The sequence below is a fragment of the Clavibacter michiganensis genome (assembly GCF_002151125.1).
In the GTDB taxonomy this organism is placed as follows: domain Bacteria; phylum Actinomycetota; class Actinomycetes; order Actinomycetales; family Microbacteriaceae; genus Clavibacter; species Clavibacter michiganensis_C.
Genome location: NZ_MDJZ01000004.1, coordinates 146,042 through 164,594 on the forward strand (window position 1 = coordinate 146,042; position 18,553 = coordinate 164,594).

An 18,553-nucleotide genomic window follows, 5' to 3' on the forward strand; every position below is an offset into this window, starting at 1 on the left:
TCGCGGGACGGGCGTCGGGTCGGGCGGATCAGGACAGCAGGTCGTCCGTCATCGCGGCGGCCTTGCGCGCGCGCCGCCGGTCGTTGAGGAGCGCGATGCCCGCGGCCAGGAGGTACAGCAGCGTCATCGGGACGGCCAAGAGGAACATCGACATGACGTCGGCCGCCGGCGTGGCGATGGCGCAGAACAGGACGATCAGCAGGATCGCGATCCGCCACGACGTGATGATCGCCTTGCCGGTCAGGATCCCCATGAAGTTGAACAGCACGAGGAACACCGGCAGCACGAACGCGATGCCCACCGCGAAGACCAGCTTCAGGACGAAGTCGAAGTACTCGCGGGCCGTGATGAACGACGAGTCCCCCTCCCCCGCGAACTGGGTGAGCAGCGCGACGATGTGCGGCAGCACGAACCAGCCGGCCGCGCATCCCGCGAGGAACAGCGGCACGGCGGAGAAGAAGAAGCCGAACGTGTAGCGGCGCTCCGTCTTCGTGAGGCCCGGGACCAGGAACGCGAACACCTGGTAGAGCCACACGGGGCTGGAGATGATGAGGCCCACGTACAGGGCGATCTGCAGCCGCAGGTCGAACGCCGACGTGATGGTCGGGAAGTTGAGGCTCGCGTTCCGCCCCTGCTCGGCGTTGATCTCCTCGATGGGCTGTCGCAGCGCCTCGAGGACGAACGTCGACAGGAACCACCCCGCGACCATCGCGACGATGATCGCGACGCCCGCGATGAACAGGCGCTTCTTCAGCTCCAGCAGGTGCTGGACGAGGGACATGCGTCCCTCCGCGTCCCGCTTCTTCTGGCGGGGACGCTCGGTGGTGCTCACGGATCAGGCGCGGGGGCGGGAGTCCCCGCCGTCGCGCGGGGAGTCGTAGCGCGGGGCGGAGTCGCGGGCGCGGTCGTCCGCGCGGTAGCGCTCCTCGTCGCGGCGTCGGTTCTCCTCGCGGGTGTCGTCGCGGAGGTCGTCGCGGCGGTCGGACCCGCTCTCCTCCTTCATCGTCTTCACCTCGCCCTTGAAGATGCGCATGGACTGGCCGACGCTCTTGGCGAGGGCCGGCAGCTTCGTGGAGCCGAAGAGCAGCACGATGACGACGAGGATGATGACGAGGTGCCAGCCGCTGAAGGCGTTTCCGAGCATGTGGTTCACATTCCTTAGGTCAGGAGGGGCCGGACGGTCGTTGTCGGGATCCAGGGAGAGTGTACCTTCGCGACCCTCCAGGACACCCTGCTCGGCGCCGTGGTTCACCGGGAGTTCCCCTCGGCGGACAGGCCGTCCCCGACGGCATCCTCCCGACGGGGTGTCTTCGGAGGCCGGTCGCGGATCGCTCGGTGCCGCGGATCAGCCGGCGACGTCGTACGCCGCCGCGGCCCGCGCGGCCCACTCGGCGACGGCCGCCCGGGCCTCCGGCGGCGACGTGACGACGACGACGCCCGCCATGCCGGCGACGAGGCGGACGAGGCCCTGGTAGTGGGCCACGCGCACGGTCACGGCGACGCGGCCCGGCCGGCCGGCGACGGGCTCCGGCCGCTCGTCCCCCACGAAGTCGCCGAGGAGCGGCAGGGCGGCCTCCGCCACCTCGAGCGTCACGCGCAGGTCGTCGGGGCTGGGCTCGAACAGCGTGTCGCCGAGGACCACGTCCTGCGGCCGGTGCTCGGGGGGCAGGTCGGTGACCACGAGCTCGTCGAGGCGGTCGAGGCGGAAGGTGCGGACCGCGCCGCGAGCGAGGTCCCAGCCGCGCAGGTACCAGTCCTCGTCCATCGACTCCAGGCGCAGCGGGTCCACGACGCGGCGCTCCGTGCCGCCGCGCGGGCTCCGGTAGTCGAACTCGACGCGGCGCTCGTCCGCGATGGCCCGTCGCAGGTCGTCGCGCGTGCCGTCGCCGCCGCCTGCCGCGACGGCGACCTGGCTGGGGCGCGCCGACGACCCGCGGGCGAGCTTGGCCATGAGCTGGCCGACGAGGTCGAGGTCGCTCGCGTCCGCCTGGGACGAGACGTACTGGAGGCCGGCGATGAGCGCGGCCGCCTCCCGGGCCGAGAACCGCGGCGAGTCGTCGATCGCGACCATGTGCGTGATGACGATCTGGTCGTTGTCCTCGAAGTCGTCCCAGGCGATGTCGAACAGGTCCCCGTGCTGGTACGAGGCCGTGGATCCCGGCACGCCCGACACGGCGATGAGGCGCACGGCCTGGCGGATCTGCTCCGGCGGCACCCGGAAGTGCGCGGCCGCCTGCGTCACGCTGACGCGGCCGTGGTCGGTGAGGTACGGCACCAGGGCCAGCAGGAACGCCAGCTTGTCCTGCGCCTGGAGCGGCGTGGCGCGGTCGGTCATGATGCGTCCTCCCGGTGGGCGGCGACGGTCTCGGCGAGCCGGGCGCGCACGGCGTCCCGCAGCCGCGGCGGCGAGATCACGCGCGCCTCCGGCCCGAAGCCCGCGACCTCGTCGGCGAAGAGGTTCGTGTCCGAGTAGTGGACCCGGAGACGGTCGTCGCCGAGCTCCTCGGTGCCGCGGCGGCGGCGCAGGCGGATCTCCGCGTCGGACCCGGGGGCCACCGCGACCTCGCCGACGCCGTTCGCCCACACGCGGTCGAGGTCGGCGAGGGCGCGCTCGGCGTGGTCCTCCCCCTCGGGCACGAAGCCGCGGCTCGTCACGCGCACGCGGTCGACGATGCGGGACAGGAGGAACGTGCGCGGTCCGTCGGCGTCCTGGTCGATGCCGTGCAGGTGCCATCGCCCCTGGTGCTGCACGAGCGCGAGGGGCGCGACCGTGCGGATCCGGGCCGTGCGCTCACCCGGCTTGAGGTAGCCGAAGGCGACGAGCACGTGGCGCTCCAGCGCGACGCTCAACGGCGCGAACGCCGCCTCGCGCGTGCGCAGCCGGGGCGCGTAGCCGATGACCGGGTCGTCGGACTCCACCCCCAGCGAGCGCAGCTTGATGAGCGCGCGCCGGGACTCCCCCGACAGCGACCCCTCGCGCCACACCATGGCCGCGAGGTTGAGGAGCGTCGTCTCCTCCGGCGTGAACGAGAGGTCGGCGGGGAGCTCGTAGGCGCCGCGCGGGATCCGGTAGCGCAGGAGCTGGTTGTTGCCCTCCTGGCCGGGCGCCTCCACGGTCTCGAGCGGGACGCCGAGGTCGCGGATGTCGTCCTTGTCGCGCTCGAACTGCCGCTCGAGGTTGGCGTTGTCGCCGCCGGCGCGGTACCGCTGCCGGTACCCCTGGACGCTGGAGAGGACCTCGTTCTTCGTCAGGCCCTGCTCGGTGGCGAGCAGAGCCAGCACGAGGCTGAACAGGCGCTCCTCCACCGGCACGGTCGGTCGGCGGGATGTGTCGGGCACGCGGTGGTCCTCACGTCGGTGCAGCCCCCGGCCGGTGGCGATGCGTCGTTACTTGGTGGTGCTCGTCCCGAGGATATCCACCACGTAGACGAGCGTGGAACCCGCGGGCACCGTGGCCGAGGCCTGATCGCCGAAGCCGTCGCCCGGGGGGACGACCGCGATGACCTGGTCGCCGACGTGCTTGCCGACGAGCGCCTTGGCGAGGCCGGGCGTGACGACCAGCGAGGAGGCGGCTCCCGTCGAGGGCGCGGACGTGGTGGCGGTGGCGGGCACCTGCAGCGGTCCGCCGCCGGTCCAGCTGGATCCGAACACGGCCTGCCTCTCGGCCGACGTGCTCGTCCCCCAGACGACGCCCGTGTACTGCAGCGTGACGGTGTCGCCGTCGCCGACCTCGTCCCCGTCGCCCGCGCGGAGCAGGGCGTCCCGGTACTCGGTGGGCGGCGTGCTCGGCGGGATGGTGATCCCGGGGACGCCGTCGTCCGTCGTGACGACGGACGGGAAGCCCGCCTGGGCGGGCCGCGGCTCGCCGGCGGCCTTCTCCGGGAAGGACGAGGTGATGTCGACGATGAGGACGAGGCCGTCGGTGGCGTCCAGGCCCTGGGCCGAGAGGTCCTGGCCGGGGAAGACCGTGGACACGGGGACCGTGACGGCGAGCCGCGAGCCGACGGGCATGCACGTCATCGCGTCCTCGAGGTACGGCAGGTTCTCGCTCAGGGAGGCCGGCGTGAACAGCGGGGAGCCGGTGGTGCGGGCGTTCGGCGCGATGCGGGCGTACTCCGCGAGGTCCTCGCCGGTCTTGCCGTCGACGATGGAGGCGGCGGCCGTGATGCCCTGGTGCGGCTGGACCCTCGCCCCGTCGCCCTCGACGAGGGTGGAGACCTCGATGCCCGAGGGCTTGAGCGGCGTGGGGAACTCGACCGAGGCGGGCGCGCTGCCCACCTCGCCGGTCGCGGTGACCGTGCTCGACGACGTGCCGGGCTGGGCGAGGGGCGTGCAATCCGCCGCGGCACCGGATCCGGAGCCGGACGGGCTGCAGGCGGCGAGCGTCAGGACGAGCCCTGCGCAGACGGTGAGCGCGGCGGAACGGCGCACGTGACTCCTCTTTCGATGGTGGGGATGGCCGGCACGCACCCGCGTGATCGGCCCTGTCATCCTAGGCGGTGGGGTCGGGGCGCTCCGGCGCATCGGGCGCGTCGTCCGGGACGACCCCGTCGCCCGCGACGCCCGCGTCCCGTGCACCCGCGAGCTGCGCGCCGTGCTCCGCGATGCGGACGCGCTTGCGCAGGACCTTGTCGCTCACCCGGCGCTCGCCGAGCGATCCCGGGGTCCAGGCCTCCATGTCCTCGTCGCTGAAGTCGGACTTCGACGCCCGGCGCTTGAGCTGCGGCAGGACGGATCCCGGGGCGAGGCGGCGGGCCGTGATGAGGAAGCCCGTGTGCCCGATCATGCGGTGCTCGGGACGGACGGCGAGGCCCTCCACGTGCCAGCCGCGGATCATCGTCTCGCTCGCGTCGGGGTTCGTGAAGAGCCCCGAGTCGCGGAGAGCCTCGGCGACGCGCGACAGCTGCGTGACGGTGGCGACGTAGCAGAGCAGGACGCCGCCGGGCGTGAGCGCCTCGGCCACCGCGTCGACGCACTCCCACGGCGCGAGCATGTCGAGGATCACGCGGTCGACGGAGTGCGGCTCGGTGACGGTCGGCAGCGCCTCCGCCAGGTCGCCCAGGGTGATGGACCAGTTCTCCGGGCTGTGGCCGAAGTAGCTCGAGACGTTGCCGCGGGCGACGTCCGCGAACTCCTCGCGGCGCTCGAAGGAGAGCAGCGTGCCGGTCGGACCGAGGGCCCGCAGCAGCCACATGGAGAGGGCGCCGGACCCGACCCCCGCCTCCACGACGGTGGCGCCGGGGAACACGTCGGCCAGGCCGAGGATCTGCGCGGCGTCCTTCGGGTAGATGATGGCGGCGCCGCGCGGCATCGACATGACGACGTCGGAGAGCAGCGGCCGGAGCGCCAGGCACTCGATGCCCGCGCTGTTCTTCACGACGCTGCCGTCCGGCAGGCCGATGAGGTCGTCGTGGTCGATCATGCCGCGGTGGGTGTGGAACACCTTGCCGGGCTCGAGCAGGATCGTGTTGAGGCGGCCCTTGGGGCCCGTGAGCTGCACGCGGTCGCCCGCGCGGAACGGTCCGCTGAAGCGCGCGGCGGCGGTGTCGACGGTCATGCGCGCACCTCGTCCGGGATCGGCGCCGCGGCCCGGCGGTCGGCGTGGACGGACCTGAGGTCGGCGAGCGTGCGGCCGGCGAGCGTGTCCCAGAGCGCGTAGGCGTCGTCGGCGGGGAGCGGGAGCGGGACGTGGTGCGGGACGGCGATGACGGTCGCGCCCGACGCGGTCGCGGAGGCGACACCCGGGGCGGAGTCCTCGATGGCGACGCAGTCGCGGATGTCGACGCCGAGCAGCCGGGCGGCGGCGAGGTAGGCCTCGGGGTGGGGCTTGCTGCGGGTGACGTCGTCACCGGCGACGACGTGGTCGAACGCGTCGAACGGCACCGCGTCAGCGACCTGGCGCGCCATGCGGCCGATGCTCATGGTGACGAGCGCGGTGGGGACGCCGGCCTCGCGGATCTCCCGCAGGAGCTCCCTGGCACCCGGGCGCCACGGCACCTCGACGAGGATCTGCTCCATCACTCGGTCGCTCAGCCGGTCGATGATCTCCCCGGCCGGCAGGTCGACGCCGGCCTCCTGGAGGATCCGGGCCGAGTCGGGCAGGCCGTTGCCGACGAGCCGGAGCCCGTCCTCGTGCGTCCACGTGCCGCCGAAGGAGCCGACCAGCGCCTCCTCCGCCACCATCCAGTAGGGCTCCGTGTCCACGATGGTGCCGTCCATGTCCCAGAGGACGGCCGCGGGTCTGTTGCTGATCACGGGGAGCGAGTCTACCGGCGGGGCGGTGCGTCCTAGGATCGTACGATGACCGCCGGCCGGGCGGTCCGAGCCGAGACGGAACGGGAGTCACGTGGCGGATGCCGAGAGGTTCGTGAGCGGACGGCTGCTGGTCGTCGCCTTCGAGGGCTGGAACGACGCGGGCGAGGCCGCCAGCGGAGCGGTCCGGGCGCTGAAGGACCTGCTCGACCTCGAGGCGGTGTCGTCGGTGGATCCCGAGGACTACTTCGACTTCCAGTTCAACCGCCCCACCATCGGCTTCGCGGAGGACGGCACCCGCGAGCTCGAGTGGCCGGGCGCCACGCTCTACGGTCCCCAGCAGCCGCGCCGGCCCGGACACGACCTGGCCGCCGACGCGCAGCTCGGCGTGAGCGGCGACAACGGCGGCAGCATCCACCTCCTGCTCGGCGTCGAGCCGTCGAGGCACTGGACGGCGTTCACCGCCGAGGTGCTGGACGCGGCGCGCGCCGCCGGGGTCGAGGGCGTCGTGCTGCTCGGGGCGCTGCTCGCCGACGTGCCGCACACGCGGCCCATCTCCGTCTACTCCACGAGCGAGAACGCCGCCGTGCGCACGGAGCTCGGCATCGAGCGGAGCACGTACGAGGGTCCGGTCGGGATCCTCAGCATCATCGCCCAGCGCGCCGAGGAGATGGGCATGCCCACGGTGTCGCTCTGGGCGTCCGTGCCGCACTACGTGCACAGCGCGCCGTCGCCCAAGGCCACGCTCGCGCTCATCGACAAGCTCGAGGAGATGGTCGACGTGGTCATCCCGCGCGGCGAGCTCATCGAGGAGGCCGCCACGTGGGAGGCCGGCATCGACCAGCTCGCGGGCGAGGACGAGGACATGGCGTCCTACATCCAGCAGCTCGAGCAGGCCCGCGACACGGTCGACTCCCCCGAGGCGAGCGGCGAGGCCATCGCGCAGGAGTTCGAGAAGTACCTCCGCCGGGGCGACGGGCCGCGCGGCCGCGGCGACGACCGCCCCGAGGAGCCGTGGCGGCCGAAGGATCCGAAGGACCCGTAGCCCGGAGGACCGGCGGCGCAGTGGGGACCGGGCACCGGCGGGACCGCGGGTCAGGCCGGCGGGCTCCCGAGGGCCACGCCGAGGAGCGCGTCGACGGCGGCCACCTCGACCGGCGTCGCGGGGACGCCGGTGGCGACGCGGAGGTCGAGCAGGAGGATCGCGCCGGGCGTGTCGAGGTCGTCGGAGAGGCGCTCGCGGACGAGCTGGACGAGCTCGCCCGGCTCCGCCGCGTGGGCGTCGGGCAGCGCCGTCGCATCGGCGGCCCAGGCGTCCCAGGCGGCGAGGCGCGCCACGGACTCCGCGAGGAGCGCGTCCGTCCACTCCCAGTCGGCGCGGTAGTGCTGCGCGAGGAGCGCGAGTCGGATGGCGCGCGGATCCACGCCGGCGGCCCGCAGGCGCGAGACGAGCACCAGGTTGCCGAGCGACTTGCTCATCTTCTCGCCCTGGTACGCGACCATGCCGCTGTGCGCGTAGACGCACGCGAAGTCCTCGCCCGTGAGCGCCGAGGCGTGGCCGGCCGACATCTCGTGGTGCGGGAAGATCAGGTCGGATCCGCCGCCCTGCACGGTGACCGGACGGTCGAGCTTCCGCAGGGCGATGACGGCGCACTCGATGTGCCAGCCGGGCCGGCCTCGGCCGACGACGCTGTCCCACGCCGGCTCGCCCGCGCGCTCGGCGCGCCACAGGAGCGGATCCAGCGGGTCGCGCTTGCCGGGCCGCTCCGGGTCGCCGCCGCGCTCGGCCGACAGCGCCGCCATGGTGTCGCGGTCGTAGCCGCTCTCGTCGCCGAGCGCCCACGGGCCCGCGTCGCTCGCGCGGGCGACGTCGAAGTAGAGGTCCTGTGCACCGGCCTCGGCCGCGTCGGGCGTGGCGACCGGGTAGGCCGTGCCGCGGCGGACGAGCTCCGCGACCGCGGACGCGACCTCGTCGACGACCTCGGTGACGCCGACGTAGGAGTCGGGCGGCAGGATCCGCAGCGCCTCCATGTCGGTGCGGAAGAGCTCGACCTGCTCGGCGGCGAGGTCGCGCCAGTCGACGCCCGTGGCCGTCGCGCGCTCGAGCAGCGGGTCGTCGACGTCGGTCACGTTCTGCACGTAGGCCACGTCGTAGCCGCGGTCGAGCCAGACGCGCTGGAGCGTGTCGAAGGCGAGGTAGGTGGACGCGTGCCCGATGTGGGTCGCGTCGTAGGGCGTGATGCCGCAGACGTAGAGGCCCACGCGGCCGTCGCCCGTGCACTCGGCGGGGCGGACGGATCCGGTGCTCGTGTCGTGCAGGGCGGGGACGGGCGGCTCCCCCGCGACGGCGGGGACGACGGGGCGTGGCCAGGCGCGCACGGGTCAGGCCGCGATCGCGCCGGTGCCGAGCAGCACCAGGAGCACGGCGCCCAGGGCGACGCGGTAGACGACGAACGGCATGAACGTGCGCGTGGAGATGTAGCGCATGAGCCCGGCGATGACGGCGAGGCCGACGACGAAGGCGATGAGCGTGGCCACCGCGGTCTGCCCGGCGCCCGCCTGGCCGGTCTCGTCGAAGCTCTTCACGAGCTCGTAGAGGCCGCTACCGAACACGGCGGGGACGGCCAGCAGGAACGAGTACTCCGCCGCGACCGGCCGGGAGTACCCGAACGCGCGCGCCGCGGTGGTGGTGGCTCCCGAGCGCGAGACGCCGGGGACGAGCGCGAGGGCCTGCGCGATGCCGATGCTCACGCCGTGCCCGTACGTCATGTCCTTCTCGAGGCGGTCGCTGCGGCTGTAGCGGTCGGCGAGGCCGAGCAGGATGCCGAAGACGATGAGCACGATCGCGACGATCCAGAGCGAGCGGAACGTGGAGCGGATCGTGTCCTGGAACAGGTAGCCGGCGATGCCGATGGGGATCGTGCCGATGATGACGAGCCAGCCCATGCGCACGTCCGGGTCGCCCTTCGGCATGCCGCCGCGGAGCGACCGGAACCACGCCGAGAGGACCTTGCCGATGCGCTTGCGGAAGAACACCACGACCGCGAGCTCGGTGCCGAGCTGCGTGATGGCGGTGAACGTGGCGCCCGGGTCGCCGCCCATGAAGAGCCCGGCGATGCGGAGGTGCGCGCTCGAGGAGATGGGCAGGAATTCGGTCAGACCCTGGACGAGGCCCAGGATGATCGCCTCGAGATAGCTCAAGCGTGCGCTCCACGTGTCGGGTGGCCCACCTGGGGCTCGGTTCTAGTAGGTCAGGAGGAGGTCCCGGAGGACCTGCCTCCCGAAGACTAGTGCGTCGAGCGGGACCCTCTCGTCGACGCCGTGGAACATGGACGGGAAGTCCATGGACGCCGGGAGCTTGAGCGGCGCGAAGCCGTATCCGGTGATCCCGAGCCGGCTGAGGGCCTTGTTGTCCGTGCCGCCGGAGAGCATGTAGGGCAGCACCTCGGCCCCGGGGTCGTGCGCGCCGAGGGTCGCCACCATGGCGTCCACGAGCGGGCCCTCGAAGGGGTTCTCGAGCCCGACGTCCTGGATCACGACCTGCACCTCCACGCCGTCGCCCGCGAGCTCGCGCACCCGGGCGAGCACCGCCTCCTCCTCGCCGGGCAGGACGCGGATGTCGACGAGCGCCGAGGCCGTGTCCGGGATCACGTTGTGCTTGTAGCCGGCGTGCAGGAGCGTCGGGTTCGTGGTGGTGCGCAGCGTCGCGGCGATGAACTTCGACGCCGTGCCCGTGGCGATCGCGAGGTCGTCGGGGGTCACCTGCGTCGGGTCCTGGCCGACGATGCGGGCGATCTCGTCGAGCAGCTGGCGGGTCGTGTCGGTGAGGTGGACGGGCCACTCCTCCATGCCGATCCGCGCGACCGCGCCCGCGAGCCGCGTGACGGCGTTGTCGCGGTTGACCTGCGAGCCGTGGCCGGCGGTGCCGGTGGCGACGAGGCGCACCCAGACGAGCGCCTTCTCGCCGGTCTGGAGCAGGTAGGCGCGCTTCCCGGCGAGGTCGATGGAGTAGCCTCCGACCTCGCTGATGGCCTCGGTCGCGCCCGCGAAGCAGTCGGGGCGGTTCTCGACGACGTACGCGGAGCCGAGCACGCCGCCGGCCTCCTCGTCGGAGAAGAAGCCCATGATCAGGTCGCGCTCGGGCGCGCGGCCCGACGTGATGATCTCCTGGAGCGCGGTGATCATCATCGCGTCCATGTTCTTCATGTCCACGGCGCCGCGGCCCCAGAGCATGCCGTCCTGGATGACGCCGCCGAACGGGTCCACCGACCAGTTCGCCGGGTCGGCCGGGACGACGTCGAGGTGGCCGTGCACGACGAGCGCGGGCTTGTCGCGGTTCCGTCCCGGGATGCGCGCGAGGACGCTCGTGCGGCCGGGCGCGGCGTCGATGAGCTCGGGCTCCAGGCCGAGGTCCAGGAGGTGCTGCTCGACGTACTCGGCCGCCTCCGTCTCCCCCTCCGACCTGCCCTCGCCGTGGTTGGTGGTGTCGAACCGGATGAGGTCGCGGGCGATGCGCGCGGTGGCGTCGAGGTCGTCGGGGAGCGTGTCGGTCATGGGTCCACGCTATCGAGGGCGCGTGCGCGCGTCCTGCCGCCGGGTGGTCGAGAGCGCCTCCGGAGCCGTGCTAATGTCGTCTCTCGGCAGCCGGTGACGGCGAGCCGCACATCCTGTCCGGATGGCGGAATTGGTAGACGCGCTAGCTTGAGGTGCTAGTGCCCGTATTAGGGCGTGGGGGTTCAAGTCCCCCTTCGGACACACACGAGAGCCGGTCGGATCCACGAGGATCCGGCCGGCTCTTCCTCTTTCCCGGTGCCTCGTTCCCGGGTCTCCCGTCCGCGGCACGGCTACAGTCGCTCTCGGCCCGCGTGCGGGTCCCAGCCGAGAGAAGAGATCCCATGACCGTCGTCGACAGCGCCGTGTACGTGCAGGGGGTCCGCACCGCGGACCCGGAGAGCCTCGACGAGACCTTCGAGGTCATGCGCGAGCGCCAGGGCCTCGCGTGGATCGGCCTGTACCGCCCGGACCCGGAGGAGCTGCACCGCGTCGCCGACGAGTTCGGCCTGCACCCGCTCGCCGTCGAGGACGCGCTCAGCGGGCACCAGCGGTCGAAGATGGAGCGCTACGGCGACACCTGGTTCGTGGTGCTGCGTCCCGCGCGCTACGTCGACGCGGACGAGCGCGTCGAGTTCGGGGAGCTGCACGTCTTCGTCGGGCCGGACTTCGTGGTCACCATCCGGCACGCGGAGTCGCCCGACCTCGCCGCCGTCCGCCACCGCCTCGAGGAGGACAGCGAGCTGCTCGCCCTGGGCCCGCGCGCCGTCATGTACGCGATCCTCGACCAGGTCGTGGACGAGTACGGCCCCGTCGCCTCCGGCCTCGAGGACGACGTCGACGAGATCGAGGACCAGATCTTCGGCGCCGACCCCGACGTCTCCCGCCGCATCTACGCGCTGATGCGCGAGGTCACCGCGTTCCAGCGTGCCACCGCGCCGCTGGGCTCCATCCTCGACGACCTGCGCCGCCGGGCCGAGGACGGCGACGTCGACCTCGAGCTCCGCCGCGGCTTCCGCGACGTGCACGACCACGTCATCCGGGTCGCCGAGCGAGCGGACGCCTTCCGCACCCTCCTGCAGAACGCGCTCACGGTGCACACGACGCTCGTCGGCCAGCGGCAGAACGACGAGATGAAGAAGCTCACCGAGACGAGCCTCGCGCAGAACGACCAGGTCAAGCGGATCTCCTCCTGGGCCGCGATCCTCTTCGCGCCCACGCTGGTGGGCACGATCTACGGCATGAACTTCGTGCACATGCCCGAGCTGGAGTGGGCGTACGGGTACCCGCTCGCCCTCGGCCTCATGGTGGTGATGGGCGTCATCCTCTACGCGGCGTTCCGCAAGCGCGGCTGGATCTGATCGCGGGGCCGGTCGGCGGTCCGCCGCGCCGCTAGGGTGACGGGATGCGCGTCGTCGTCATCGGAGCCACCGGCCACATCGGGACCTTCCTCGTCCCCCGCCTCGTCGAATCCGGGCACGACGTCGTGGCCGTCAGCCGCGGCACGCGCGAGCCCTACCGCGCGTCGCCCCTCTGGGACCGCGTGGAGCGCGTGCGCGTGGACCGCGACGCGGAGGATGCCGCCGGCACCTTCGCCGACCGGATCGCGGAGCTCGCCCCCGAGGTCGTCGTCGACCTGGTCTGCTTCACGCCGGCGTCGGCGCGGCACCTGGTCGAGGGGCTGCGCGGCCGCGTGCGCCACCTGCTCCACATCGGCAGCATCTGGACCCACGGCCTGAGCGCCTCCCTGCCGCTGCGCGAGGACGACCCCAAGGAGCCGTTCGGCGAGTACGGCGTGCAGAAGGCGGAGATCGAGCGCTACCTCATCGCGGAGTCGCGGTCCGGCGGCGTGCCGTGCACGGTCGTGCACCCGGGCCACATCAGCGGCGGCGGCTGGCCCGTGATCACGCCGGTCGGCAACCTCGATCCCGCCGTGTGGACCGCGCTGGCCACCGGCGGAGCGCTCCCCGTGCCGGGATCCGGCAGCGAGACCATGCACCACGTGCACGCCGACGACGTCGCGCAGGTCGTGCAGCTGGCGATCGCCAACCGCGAGACGAGCGTCGGCGAGAGCTTCCACGCCGTGTCGGAGCGCGCGCTCTCCGTCCGCGGCTTCGCCCGCGCGGCGGCCGCCTGGTTCGGCCGCGAGCCCGAGCTGGAGCACCTCGACTGGGACGGGTTCCGCGCCCGGACGGAGGCGGATCACGCCGACGCCAGCTGGCAGCACCTCAGCCGCAGCCACGTCGCGAGCATCGACAAGGCCCGCGACGTCCTCGGCTACGCGCCGCGGTTCACGAGCGAGGAGGCCGCGCGCGAGGCCGTCGAGTGGATGGTCCGCGCCGGCGAGCTGGACGTGCCGCTCCCCCGCTGACCGGCGCCGCCGCCACGGGTCGCGGTCGCGGCCGGAGGTCAGACGAAGCGCGCGTCCAGCACCAGGCGGGTGCGGACCGCGAGCAGGCGCTCGGGGTCCATCGCGTGGAGGCCCGGCAGGCCCGCGGCCACGTGGTCGGCGAGGAGCGTGCGGGCGACCGCGTAGGCCGGCAGCGCCTGCGGGTCGTCGGCCGCGTGCAGGACGACGGGGGCGGCGCCGAGGATGCCGGACGGCAGCGAGAGCACGAGGCCGACCACGGGGACCTCCATCTCGCGGGCCAGGGCGCGGGCGCGGCGGTCGAGGCTCCGGAGCGCGGCGTCGCGGGCGGACGGATCCGCGGCAGCTGCGGCTCCCCCGGGCACCGACTCGACCGCGACGAGCCCCTGCGGCCCGAGCACGAGGTGGTCGATCGCGTCGCCCGAGCGCGGCACGGCGACGCCGTTCCAGAACGCGTACGAGGGGCCGAGCTCCATCAGCTCGCGCGCGGTCTCCTCCTGCGCGACGGCCGCCCGCAGCGACTCGGCCGCGGCGGCGGGCACGTCGGCGACGAGGTCGGGCGCGTAGGCGTCGGCCTCGAAGCGCCGGCGCAGCTCCTCGAGGCGGGCGAGGCGCGCGCTGTACGCGGCCATGAGGTCCGGGTAGGCGCGCAGGGCCCGCTCATGCGCCAGGACCTCCTCCTGCAGCCGCTCCGCCGCGCGGCGCCGCGGCTCCTCGGCGCGGTACCAGGCGCTGCCCAGGGGGCCCGCGCCGGCGAGGCCGACGGCGGCGCCGACGACGAGGCCGACCACGGCCGGCACGACGCCGAGCCCCGAGACGAGGACGACGAGCGCGACGAGGGCGGCGGTCACGGGCGGCGCGACCGCGCGGATCCGCCGGACGTACGGCTCCGGCCGGTCGGCCATGGCGCGGCCGCCGCGTGGTGGGACGGGGGCGGCGGGGACCGACGGCTCGGCGGGATCCGCGAGCCACTCGCGCACCAGGGACAGGTAGCGGAGCCGCGCGAATCCGCCGGGGTGGCCGAAGCTGCGCGTGCGGGCGGCGGGACGCTCGCGCGGAGCGCCGGGGCGTCCGCGCCGGGAGGCGGGATCCCAGGAGTCGCCGTCGTAGCCGGAAGGCGGTGATGCGGGATGGGCGCGGCCGACGGGATCCTCCGGGGCGGGCGCCTCGCGCAGCGTGCGCTCGTAGCGGGCGCGGCTCTCGGGATCGCCCACGGCCTCGAACGCGTCGCGCACCGCCTGGAACTCGTCCGCGCTGCCGCCCATGTCGGGGTGGGCGTCGCGCACGCGGCGGCGGTAGGCCCGGCGGATCTCGTCCTGCGACGCGGACGGCTCGACGCGGAGGACGGCGTACGCGTCGGCATCGCGCGACGGGACGGGCATCGGTGGCTCCTCGCGGGAACCGGTCGGGCGGCTCCCAGGATCACGAGCGTAGGCGAGCGCGCCTGGGCGACGCCCGAGCGCCCGTGCGCGGCGGCCCGTACCGCACGAGATCGCGCGCGCCCGCACGCCGTGCGCGCGTGATACCACCGATTCGAGTCCGGCGGCGAACTTCGCGCACGCGGACGGCCTGCGTAGGGTGGGCCACCGCCGATGCCCCTCCCGGTGACCGCCCCTTCCTGAGGAGACCGACATGTGGGACTTCCTGATCTCCCGCGCCGACCAGATCGCCTTCTCCGCCTGGCAGCACCTCAGCCTCGTGGTGCAGTGCCTCGTGCTCGCGACGGTGATCGCCGTGGGGATCGCCGCGCTCGTCTACCGCAGCCGTCCGCTCAGCTCGCTGGCCAACAGCGTCTCCGCGATCGGGCTGACGCTCCCCGCCTTCGCGCTGGTGGGGCTGCTCATCGCGCCGCTCGGCTTCGGCGTCGCGCCGGCCGTCGCGGTCGTCACGTTCTTCGCCGTGCTGCCCATCCTCCGGAACGCGGTGGTGGGGCTCACGGGCATCGACCCCGCGATCGTGGAGTCCGCCCGCGGCATCGGCATGGGGCGCGTCCGCACGCTGCTGCGGATCGAGCTCCCGCTGGCGTGGCCCGTGATCCTCGGCGGCATCCGCGTCTCCGCGCAGATGGTCATGGGCATCGCCGCGGTCGCCGCCTACGTGCTCGGGCCCGGGCTCGGGGGCTTCATCTTCTCCGGGCTCTCCCGCCTCGGCGGCGCGAACTCGACCGAGTCCGTCCTCACCGGCGTCATCGGCGTCGTCCTGCTCGCCCTCCTGCTCGACCTCGTCCTCGTCGGCATCGGCCGGCTCACCACTCCGAGAGGCATCCGTGTCTGAGACCACCACCACCCCCGCCCCCGGCGCGCCCGAGATCAGCGGACGCTCGATCCTGCTCGACGGCGTCACCAAGAGGTACCCGGGCCAGGCGAAGCCGGCCGTCGACGGGATCACGCTGGAGATCCCCGCCGGCAAGATCGTCATGCTCGTCGGCCCGTCGGGCTGCGGCAAGACCACGACGCTCAAGATGATCAACCGGCTCATCGAGCCCACCGAGGGCCGCGTCGTCCTGGGCGACGAGGACGTGACCGGCATCGACGGCGACGAGCTGCGGCGCCGCATCGGCTACGTGATCCAGGCCGGCGGGCTCTTCCCGCACATGACGGTGGCCGCGAACATCGCGGTCGTGCCGAAGATGCTGGGCTGGGACGCCGCCCGCATCCGCGCCCGCGTCGACGAGCTGCTCGAGCTGGTCTCGCTCGACCCCGAGCAGTACCGCGACCGCTATCCGAAGGAGCTCTCCGGCGGCCAGCAGCAGCGCGTCGGCGTGGCCCGCGCGCTCGCGGCCGACCCGCCCGTGCTGCTCATGGACGAGCCGTTCGGCGCCGTGGACCCCATCACCCGGCAGCGCCTGCAGGACGAGCTCATCCGCATCCAGGCCGAGCTGCAGAAGACCATCGTCATCGTCACGCACGACTTCGACGAGGCCGTGAAGCTCGGCGACTGGATCGTCGTGTTCGCCGAGGGCGCCCGCATCGTGCAGTACGACACCCCCGAGCGGATCCTCGCCGAGCCCGCCGACGCGTTCGTCGAGGAGTTCATCGGGTCGGGCGCGGGACTCAAGCAGCTCACGCTCCGTCGCGTGGACGAGGTGCCGCTCGCGGACGCCGTGATCGCGCACCCGGGCGACGCGGCGCGCGACGTGCTCGCCCGCATGGACGAGGTCGGCCACGGGCACGCGGTCGTCGTCGACGCCCGGCAGCGCCCCATCCAGTGGCCCTCCCGCCGCCAGCTCGGACGGCTCGACGTCGTCGGCGCCGTCCCGGAGCCGCGGCTGCCGGTGATCGGCGCCCGTGCGACCCTCAACGACGCGCTCGACACCATGCTCGTCTCGAGCGCGGGCGCTGCCCTCGTCACGGGACGCGGCGGCGCCTTCCTCGGCGTGATCGACGTCGAGACGGTCATGGACGCCATCACGAGCGCGCGGGCGTCCGCGGCCGACGGGATCGACGGCGCGCCCGTCGGCACGAACACCGGCACGATCGGCACCGTGGGCGCCGACGCCGCCCGGGCCGAGCGGGACGCCGGATCCGCCACCGCCGAGGCACCCGCCGGGCAGGACGGGCAGGCCGGATGAGCGCCGTCACCGACACCGGCGCGGACGCCGCCGGCGGCGCACAGGGCTGGCGCGGCCTCGTCGCCCAGCCCGTCGCCATCGCGGCGGTCCTCGGGGCGTACCTCGTCTGGCTCTCCGTGGCGCCGCTCACCGCGGTGGAGCGCACGACGCTCGAGCCCGCCGCCCTCGGCAGGTCGACGCTCGAGCACCTCGCGCTCACCTTCTCGGCCGCCGCGATCGTGCTCGTCATCGCGGTCCCGCTCGGCGTCCTGATGACCCGGGGACGGCTCCGGCGGTTCTCCCCGCCCGTCCTCGCGGTGGCGAACTTCGGGACGGCGGCCCCGGCGATCGGCCTCGTGGTGCTGCTGGCAATGCTCGTCCCGAACGGCTTCGTCGCGAGCCTCGTGGCGCTCGTCGTCTACGCGGCGCTCCCCGTGCTCGGCAACACGATCCTCGGGATCCGCGGCGTCGACGAGCGCCTCGTCGAGGCGGGCCGCGGCATGGGCATGAGCCGCGCATCCGTGCTCTTCCGCATCGAGCTGCCGCTCGCCGTGCCCGTGATGCTCGCGGGGATCCGGACCGCGCTCGTGCTCCTCGTCGGCACCGCGGCGCTCGCCGCGTTCGTCAACGGCGGCGGCCTCGGGATCCTCATCACCACGGGCGTCAACCTCTACCTCTACCCCGTGCTCGTCTCGGGGGCCCTGCTCATCGCGCTCCTCGCGCTCGCCATCGACTGGCTCGGCCGCGTCGTCGAGCACGTCGCCCGCCCGAAGGGACTCTGATCGTGCCGACCCTCCCCCGCTCCGCGCGCCTCCGCCGCGCGCTCGGCGTCCCCGCGCTCGTGGCCGCCGCCCTCGCGACCCTCACCGGCTGCGGGCTGCAGCCCGCCACGGCGTACGTGCCGGACGCCGCGCCCGGCTCCATCCAGCCGCTCGACCTGCCGGCCGGCGCGCACCTCACCGTCACCTCCAAGAACTTCACCGAGCAGCTGATCCTCGGCAAGATCGCCGTCATCGCCGCGAAGGCGGCCGGGTTCGACGTCACCGACCAGACGAACGTGCCCGGCAGCGTGCCGGCCCGCGAGCTCATGACGAGCCACGGAGCGGACATGACGTGGGAGTACACGGGCACGGCGTGGCTCAGCTACCTGGGCGAGCCGGAGGGGATCCCCGACCAGCGCGCGCAGTACGAGGCCGTGCGCGACGCCGACGCGGCCAACGGGCTCACCTGGCTGACCCCGGCGCCGCTCAACAACACCTACGCGCTCGCGATCCGCAGCGAGGAGGCGGAGCGCCTCGGCATCACGAAGCTGTCGCAGATCAGGGACCTGCCGGTCGACCAGCGCACCTTCTGCGTGGAGGCGGAGTTCAACTCCCGCTCCGACGGGCTGTCGCCGCTGCTCGAGACCTACGGGATCCCGCGCGGATCCGCCGACGGCGTGCCCGACGGCAACGTCTCGATATTCGACACGGGCGCCGTCTACACGGCGACGGACCGCGGCACGTGCCAGTTCGGCGAGGTCTTCACGACCGACGGCCGCATCGACAAGCTCGGCCTGACGATCCTCCAGGACGACCTCGGCTTCTTCCCGGCCTACAACGTGGCTCCCGTCCTCGGCTCGGCGACCCTCGCGGAGTACCCGGTACTCCAGGACGTCTTCGACCGGATCTCCCCCGTGATCACCGACGACGCCCTCCGCGAGATGAACCTCCGGGTCGACGACGGGGGCGAGGAGCCCGCGGACGTGGCCTTCCAGTTCATGGTCGAGAACGGGTTCGTCACCGCGCCCTAGGGACGCGACGCGCGTCGGCTGCGCCTCCATGCGCGCAGCC

18 protein-coding genes and 1 tRNA gene are annotated in these 18,553 nt (G+C 73.4%); 8 read left to right on the forward strand and 11 right to left on the reverse strand.

All coding sequences use genetic code 11. From position 1 onward, the window contains the following. Positions 1–28: 28 nt before the first annotated feature. The 7 genes from tatC to BFL37_RS02040 form a co-directional block, all read right to left on the reverse strand. The gene (gene tatC / locus BFL37_RS02010; RefSeq protein ID WP_086513609.1) at positions 29–781 is read right to left on the reverse strand and encodes a twin-arginine translocase subunit TatC; all 753 of its coding nucleotides are present in this window, start codon (positions 779–781) and stop codon (positions 29–31) included. A 54-nt stretch (positions 782–835) separates the two neighbouring features. Next, on the reverse strand, positions 836–1,144 hold the full coding sequence (gene tatA / locus BFL37_RS02015; protein ID WP_086513610.1) for a Sec-independent protein translocase subunit TatA: 309 nt from the start codon (positions 1,142–1,144) through the stop codon (positions 836–838). A 201-nt stretch (positions 1,145–1,345) separates the two neighbouring features. Continuing rightward, positions 1,346–2,335, reverse strand: a complete 990-nt coding sequence (locus BFL37_RS02020) for a helix-turn-helix transcriptional regulator (protein ID WP_086513500.1) — start codon at positions 2,333–2,335, stop codon at positions 1,346–1,348. Further along, positions 2,332–3,339, reverse strand: a complete 1,008-nt coding sequence (locus tag BFL37_RS02025) for a helix-turn-helix transcriptional regulator (protein WP_086513501.1) — start codon at positions 3,337–3,339, stop codon at positions 2,332–2,334. The genes BFL37_RS02020 and BFL37_RS02025 overlap by 4 nt, the downstream gene beginning before the upstream one ends. A 48-nt stretch (positions 3,340–3,387) precedes the next feature. Beyond that, on the reverse strand, positions 3,388–4,431 hold the full coding sequence (locus tag BFL37_RS02030; RefSeq protein WP_086513502.1) for an FKBP-type peptidyl-prolyl cis-trans isomerase: 1,044 nt from the start codon (positions 4,429–4,431) through the stop codon (positions 3,388–3,390). Positions 4,432–4,492: 61 nt separating this feature from the next. Next, the gene (locus BFL37_RS02035) at positions 4,493–5,557 is read right to left on the reverse strand and encodes a tRNA (adenine-N1)-methyltransferase (RefSeq protein ID WP_086513503.1); all 1,065 of its coding nucleotides are present in this window, start codon (positions 5,555–5,557) and stop codon (positions 4,493–4,495) included. Next, complete coding sequence (locus BFL37_RS02040) at positions 5,554–6,255, reverse strand: HAD family hydrolase (RefSeq protein WP_086513504.1); 702 nt, start codon at positions 6,253–6,255, stop codon at positions 5,554–5,556. Before BFL37_RS02040 ends, BFL37_RS02035 begins: the two co-directional genes overlap by 4 nt. Positions 6,256–6,346: 91 nt before the next feature. Here BFL37_RS02040 and BFL37_RS02045 point away from each other — a divergent pair, with 91 nt between their 5' ends. Beyond that, positions 6,347–7,297, forward strand: a complete 951-nt coding sequence (locus tag BFL37_RS02045) for a PAC2 family protein (RefSeq protein WP_086513505.1) — start codon at positions 6,347–6,349, stop codon at positions 7,295–7,297. A gap of 50 nt (positions 7,298–7,347) precedes the next feature. Here BFL37_RS02045 and mshC read toward each other — a convergent pair whose 3' ends face one another. Genes mshC through BFL37_RS02060 form a run of 3 tightly spaced genes read right to left on the reverse strand, consistent with a single transcriptional unit; the run spans position 7,348 to position 10,806 of the window. Beyond that, positions 7,348–8,631: a cysteine--1-D-myo-inosityl 2-amino-2-deoxy-alpha-D-glucopyranoside ligase gene (gene mshC / locus BFL37_RS02050; RefSeq protein ID WP_086513506.1), complete on the reverse strand. Its 1,284-nt coding sequence runs from the start codon at positions 8,629–8,631 to the stop codon at positions 7,348–7,350. Between the two features lie 3 nt (positions 8,632–8,634). Next, positions 8,635–9,453, reverse strand: a complete 819-nt coding sequence (locus BFL37_RS02055) for an undecaprenyl-diphosphate phosphatase (protein WP_086513507.1) — start codon at positions 9,451–9,453, stop codon at positions 8,635–8,637. Between the two features lie 42 nt (positions 9,454–9,495). Then, complete coding sequence (locus BFL37_RS02060) at positions 9,496–10,806, reverse strand: M20/M25/M40 family metallo-hydrolase (protein WP_086513508.1); 1,311 nt, start codon at positions 10,804–10,806, stop codon at positions 9,496–9,498. Between the two features lie 115 nt (positions 10,807–10,921). On the opposite strand from BFL37_RS02060, the gene BFL37_RS02065 reads away from it, so the two are divergent. From BFL37_RS02065 to BFL37_RS02075, 3 genes are all read left to right on the forward strand, one after another. After that, a tRNA-Leu gene (locus BFL37_RS02065) sits at positions 10,922–11,007 on the forward strand. 140 nt (positions 11,008–11,147) lie between these two features. Further along, on the forward strand, positions 11,148–12,164 hold the full coding sequence (locus BFL37_RS02070) for a magnesium and cobalt transport protein CorA (protein ID WP_086513509.1): 1,017 nt from the start codon (positions 11,148–11,150) through the stop codon (positions 12,162–12,164). 44 nt (positions 12,165–12,208) lie between these two features. Further along, positions 12,209–13,174, forward strand: a complete 966-nt coding sequence (locus BFL37_RS02075) for an NAD-dependent epimerase/dehydratase family protein (protein ID WP_086513510.1) — start codon at positions 12,209–12,211, stop codon at positions 13,172–13,174. Between the two features lie 38 nt (positions 13,175–13,212). Here BFL37_RS02075 and BFL37_RS02080 read toward each other — a convergent pair whose 3' ends face one another. Beyond that, the gene (locus BFL37_RS02080) at positions 13,213–14,553 is read right to left on the reverse strand and encodes a DnaJ domain-containing protein (protein WP_086513511.1); all 1,341 of its coding nucleotides are present in this window, start codon (positions 14,551–14,553) and stop codon (positions 13,213–13,215) included. A gap of 250 nt (positions 14,554–14,803) precedes the next feature. Between BFL37_RS02080 and BFL37_RS02085 the strand changes: the two genes are divergently transcribed. Genes BFL37_RS02085 through BFL37_RS02100 form a run of 4 tightly spaced genes read left to right on the forward strand, consistent with a single transcriptional unit; the run spans position 14,804 to position 18,513 of the window. Beyond that, entirely contained in the window at positions 14,804–15,445 is a 642-nt protein-coding gene (locus BFL37_RS02085) for an ABC transporter permease (RefSeq protein WP_086513512.1), read from the forward strand. After that, entirely contained in the window at positions 15,438–16,742 is a 1,305-nt protein-coding gene (locus tag BFL37_RS02090) for an ABC transporter ATP-binding protein (RefSeq protein ID WP_086513513.1), read from the forward strand. Before BFL37_RS02085 ends, BFL37_RS02090 begins: the two co-directional genes overlap by 8 nt. Further along, entirely contained in the window at positions 16,739–17,503 is a 765-nt protein-coding gene (locus BFL37_RS02095) for an ABC transporter permease (protein WP_086513514.1), read from the forward strand. Before BFL37_RS02090 ends, BFL37_RS02095 begins: the two co-directional genes overlap by 4 nt. A gap of 2 nt (positions 17,504–17,505) precedes the next feature. After that, positions 17,506–18,513, forward strand: a complete 1,008-nt coding sequence (locus tag BFL37_RS02100) for a glycine betaine ABC transporter substrate-binding protein (RefSeq protein WP_086513515.1) — start codon at positions 17,506–17,508, stop codon at positions 18,511–18,513. The last annotated feature ends 40 nt before the right edge of the window (positions 18,514–18,553 follow it).

What these genes read in the sequence shown, in the direction of transcription:
- tatC (WP_086513609.1), bottom strand. Translation starts at nt 781, where the DNA reads ATGTCCCTCGTCCAGCACCTGCTGGAGCTGAAGAAGCGCCTGTTCATC.
- tatA (WP_086513610.1), bottom strand. Translation starts at nt 1,144, where the DNA reads ATGCTCGGAAACGCCTTCAGCGGCTGGCACCTCGTCATCATCCTCGTC.
- BFL37_RS02020 (WP_086513500.1), bottom strand. Translation starts at nt 2,335, where the DNA reads ATGACCGACCGCGCCACGCCGCTCCAGGCGCAGGACAAGCTGGCGTTC.
- BFL37_RS02035 (WP_086513503.1), bottom strand. Translation starts at nt 5,557, where the DNA reads ATGACCGTCGACACCGCCGCCGCGCGCTTCAGCGGACCGTTCCGCGCG.
- BFL37_RS02060 (WP_086513508.1), bottom strand. Translation starts at nt 10,806, where the DNA reads ATGACCGACACGCTCCCCGACGACCTCGACGCCACCGCGCGCATCGCC.
- BFL37_RS02070 (WP_086513509.1), top strand. Translation starts at nt 11,148, where the DNA reads ATGACCGTCGTCGACAGCGCCGTGTACGTGCAGGGGGTCCGCACCGCG.
- BFL37_RS02075 (WP_086513510.1), top strand. Translation starts at nt 12,209, where the DNA reads ATGCGCGTCGTCGTCATCGGAGCCACCGGCCACATCGGGACCTTCCTC.
- BFL37_RS02080 (WP_086513511.1), bottom strand. Translation starts at nt 14,553, where the DNA reads ATGCCCGTCCCGTCGCGCGATGCCGACGCGTACGCCGTCCTCCGCGTC.
- BFL37_RS02085 (WP_086513512.1), top strand. Translation starts at nt 14,804, where the DNA reads ATGTGGGACTTCCTGATCTCCCGCGCCGACCAGATCGCCTTCTCCGCC.
- BFL37_RS02095 (WP_086513514.1), top strand. Translation starts at nt 16,739, where the DNA reads ATGAGCGCCGTCACCGACACCGGCGCGGACGCCGCCGGCGGCGCACAG.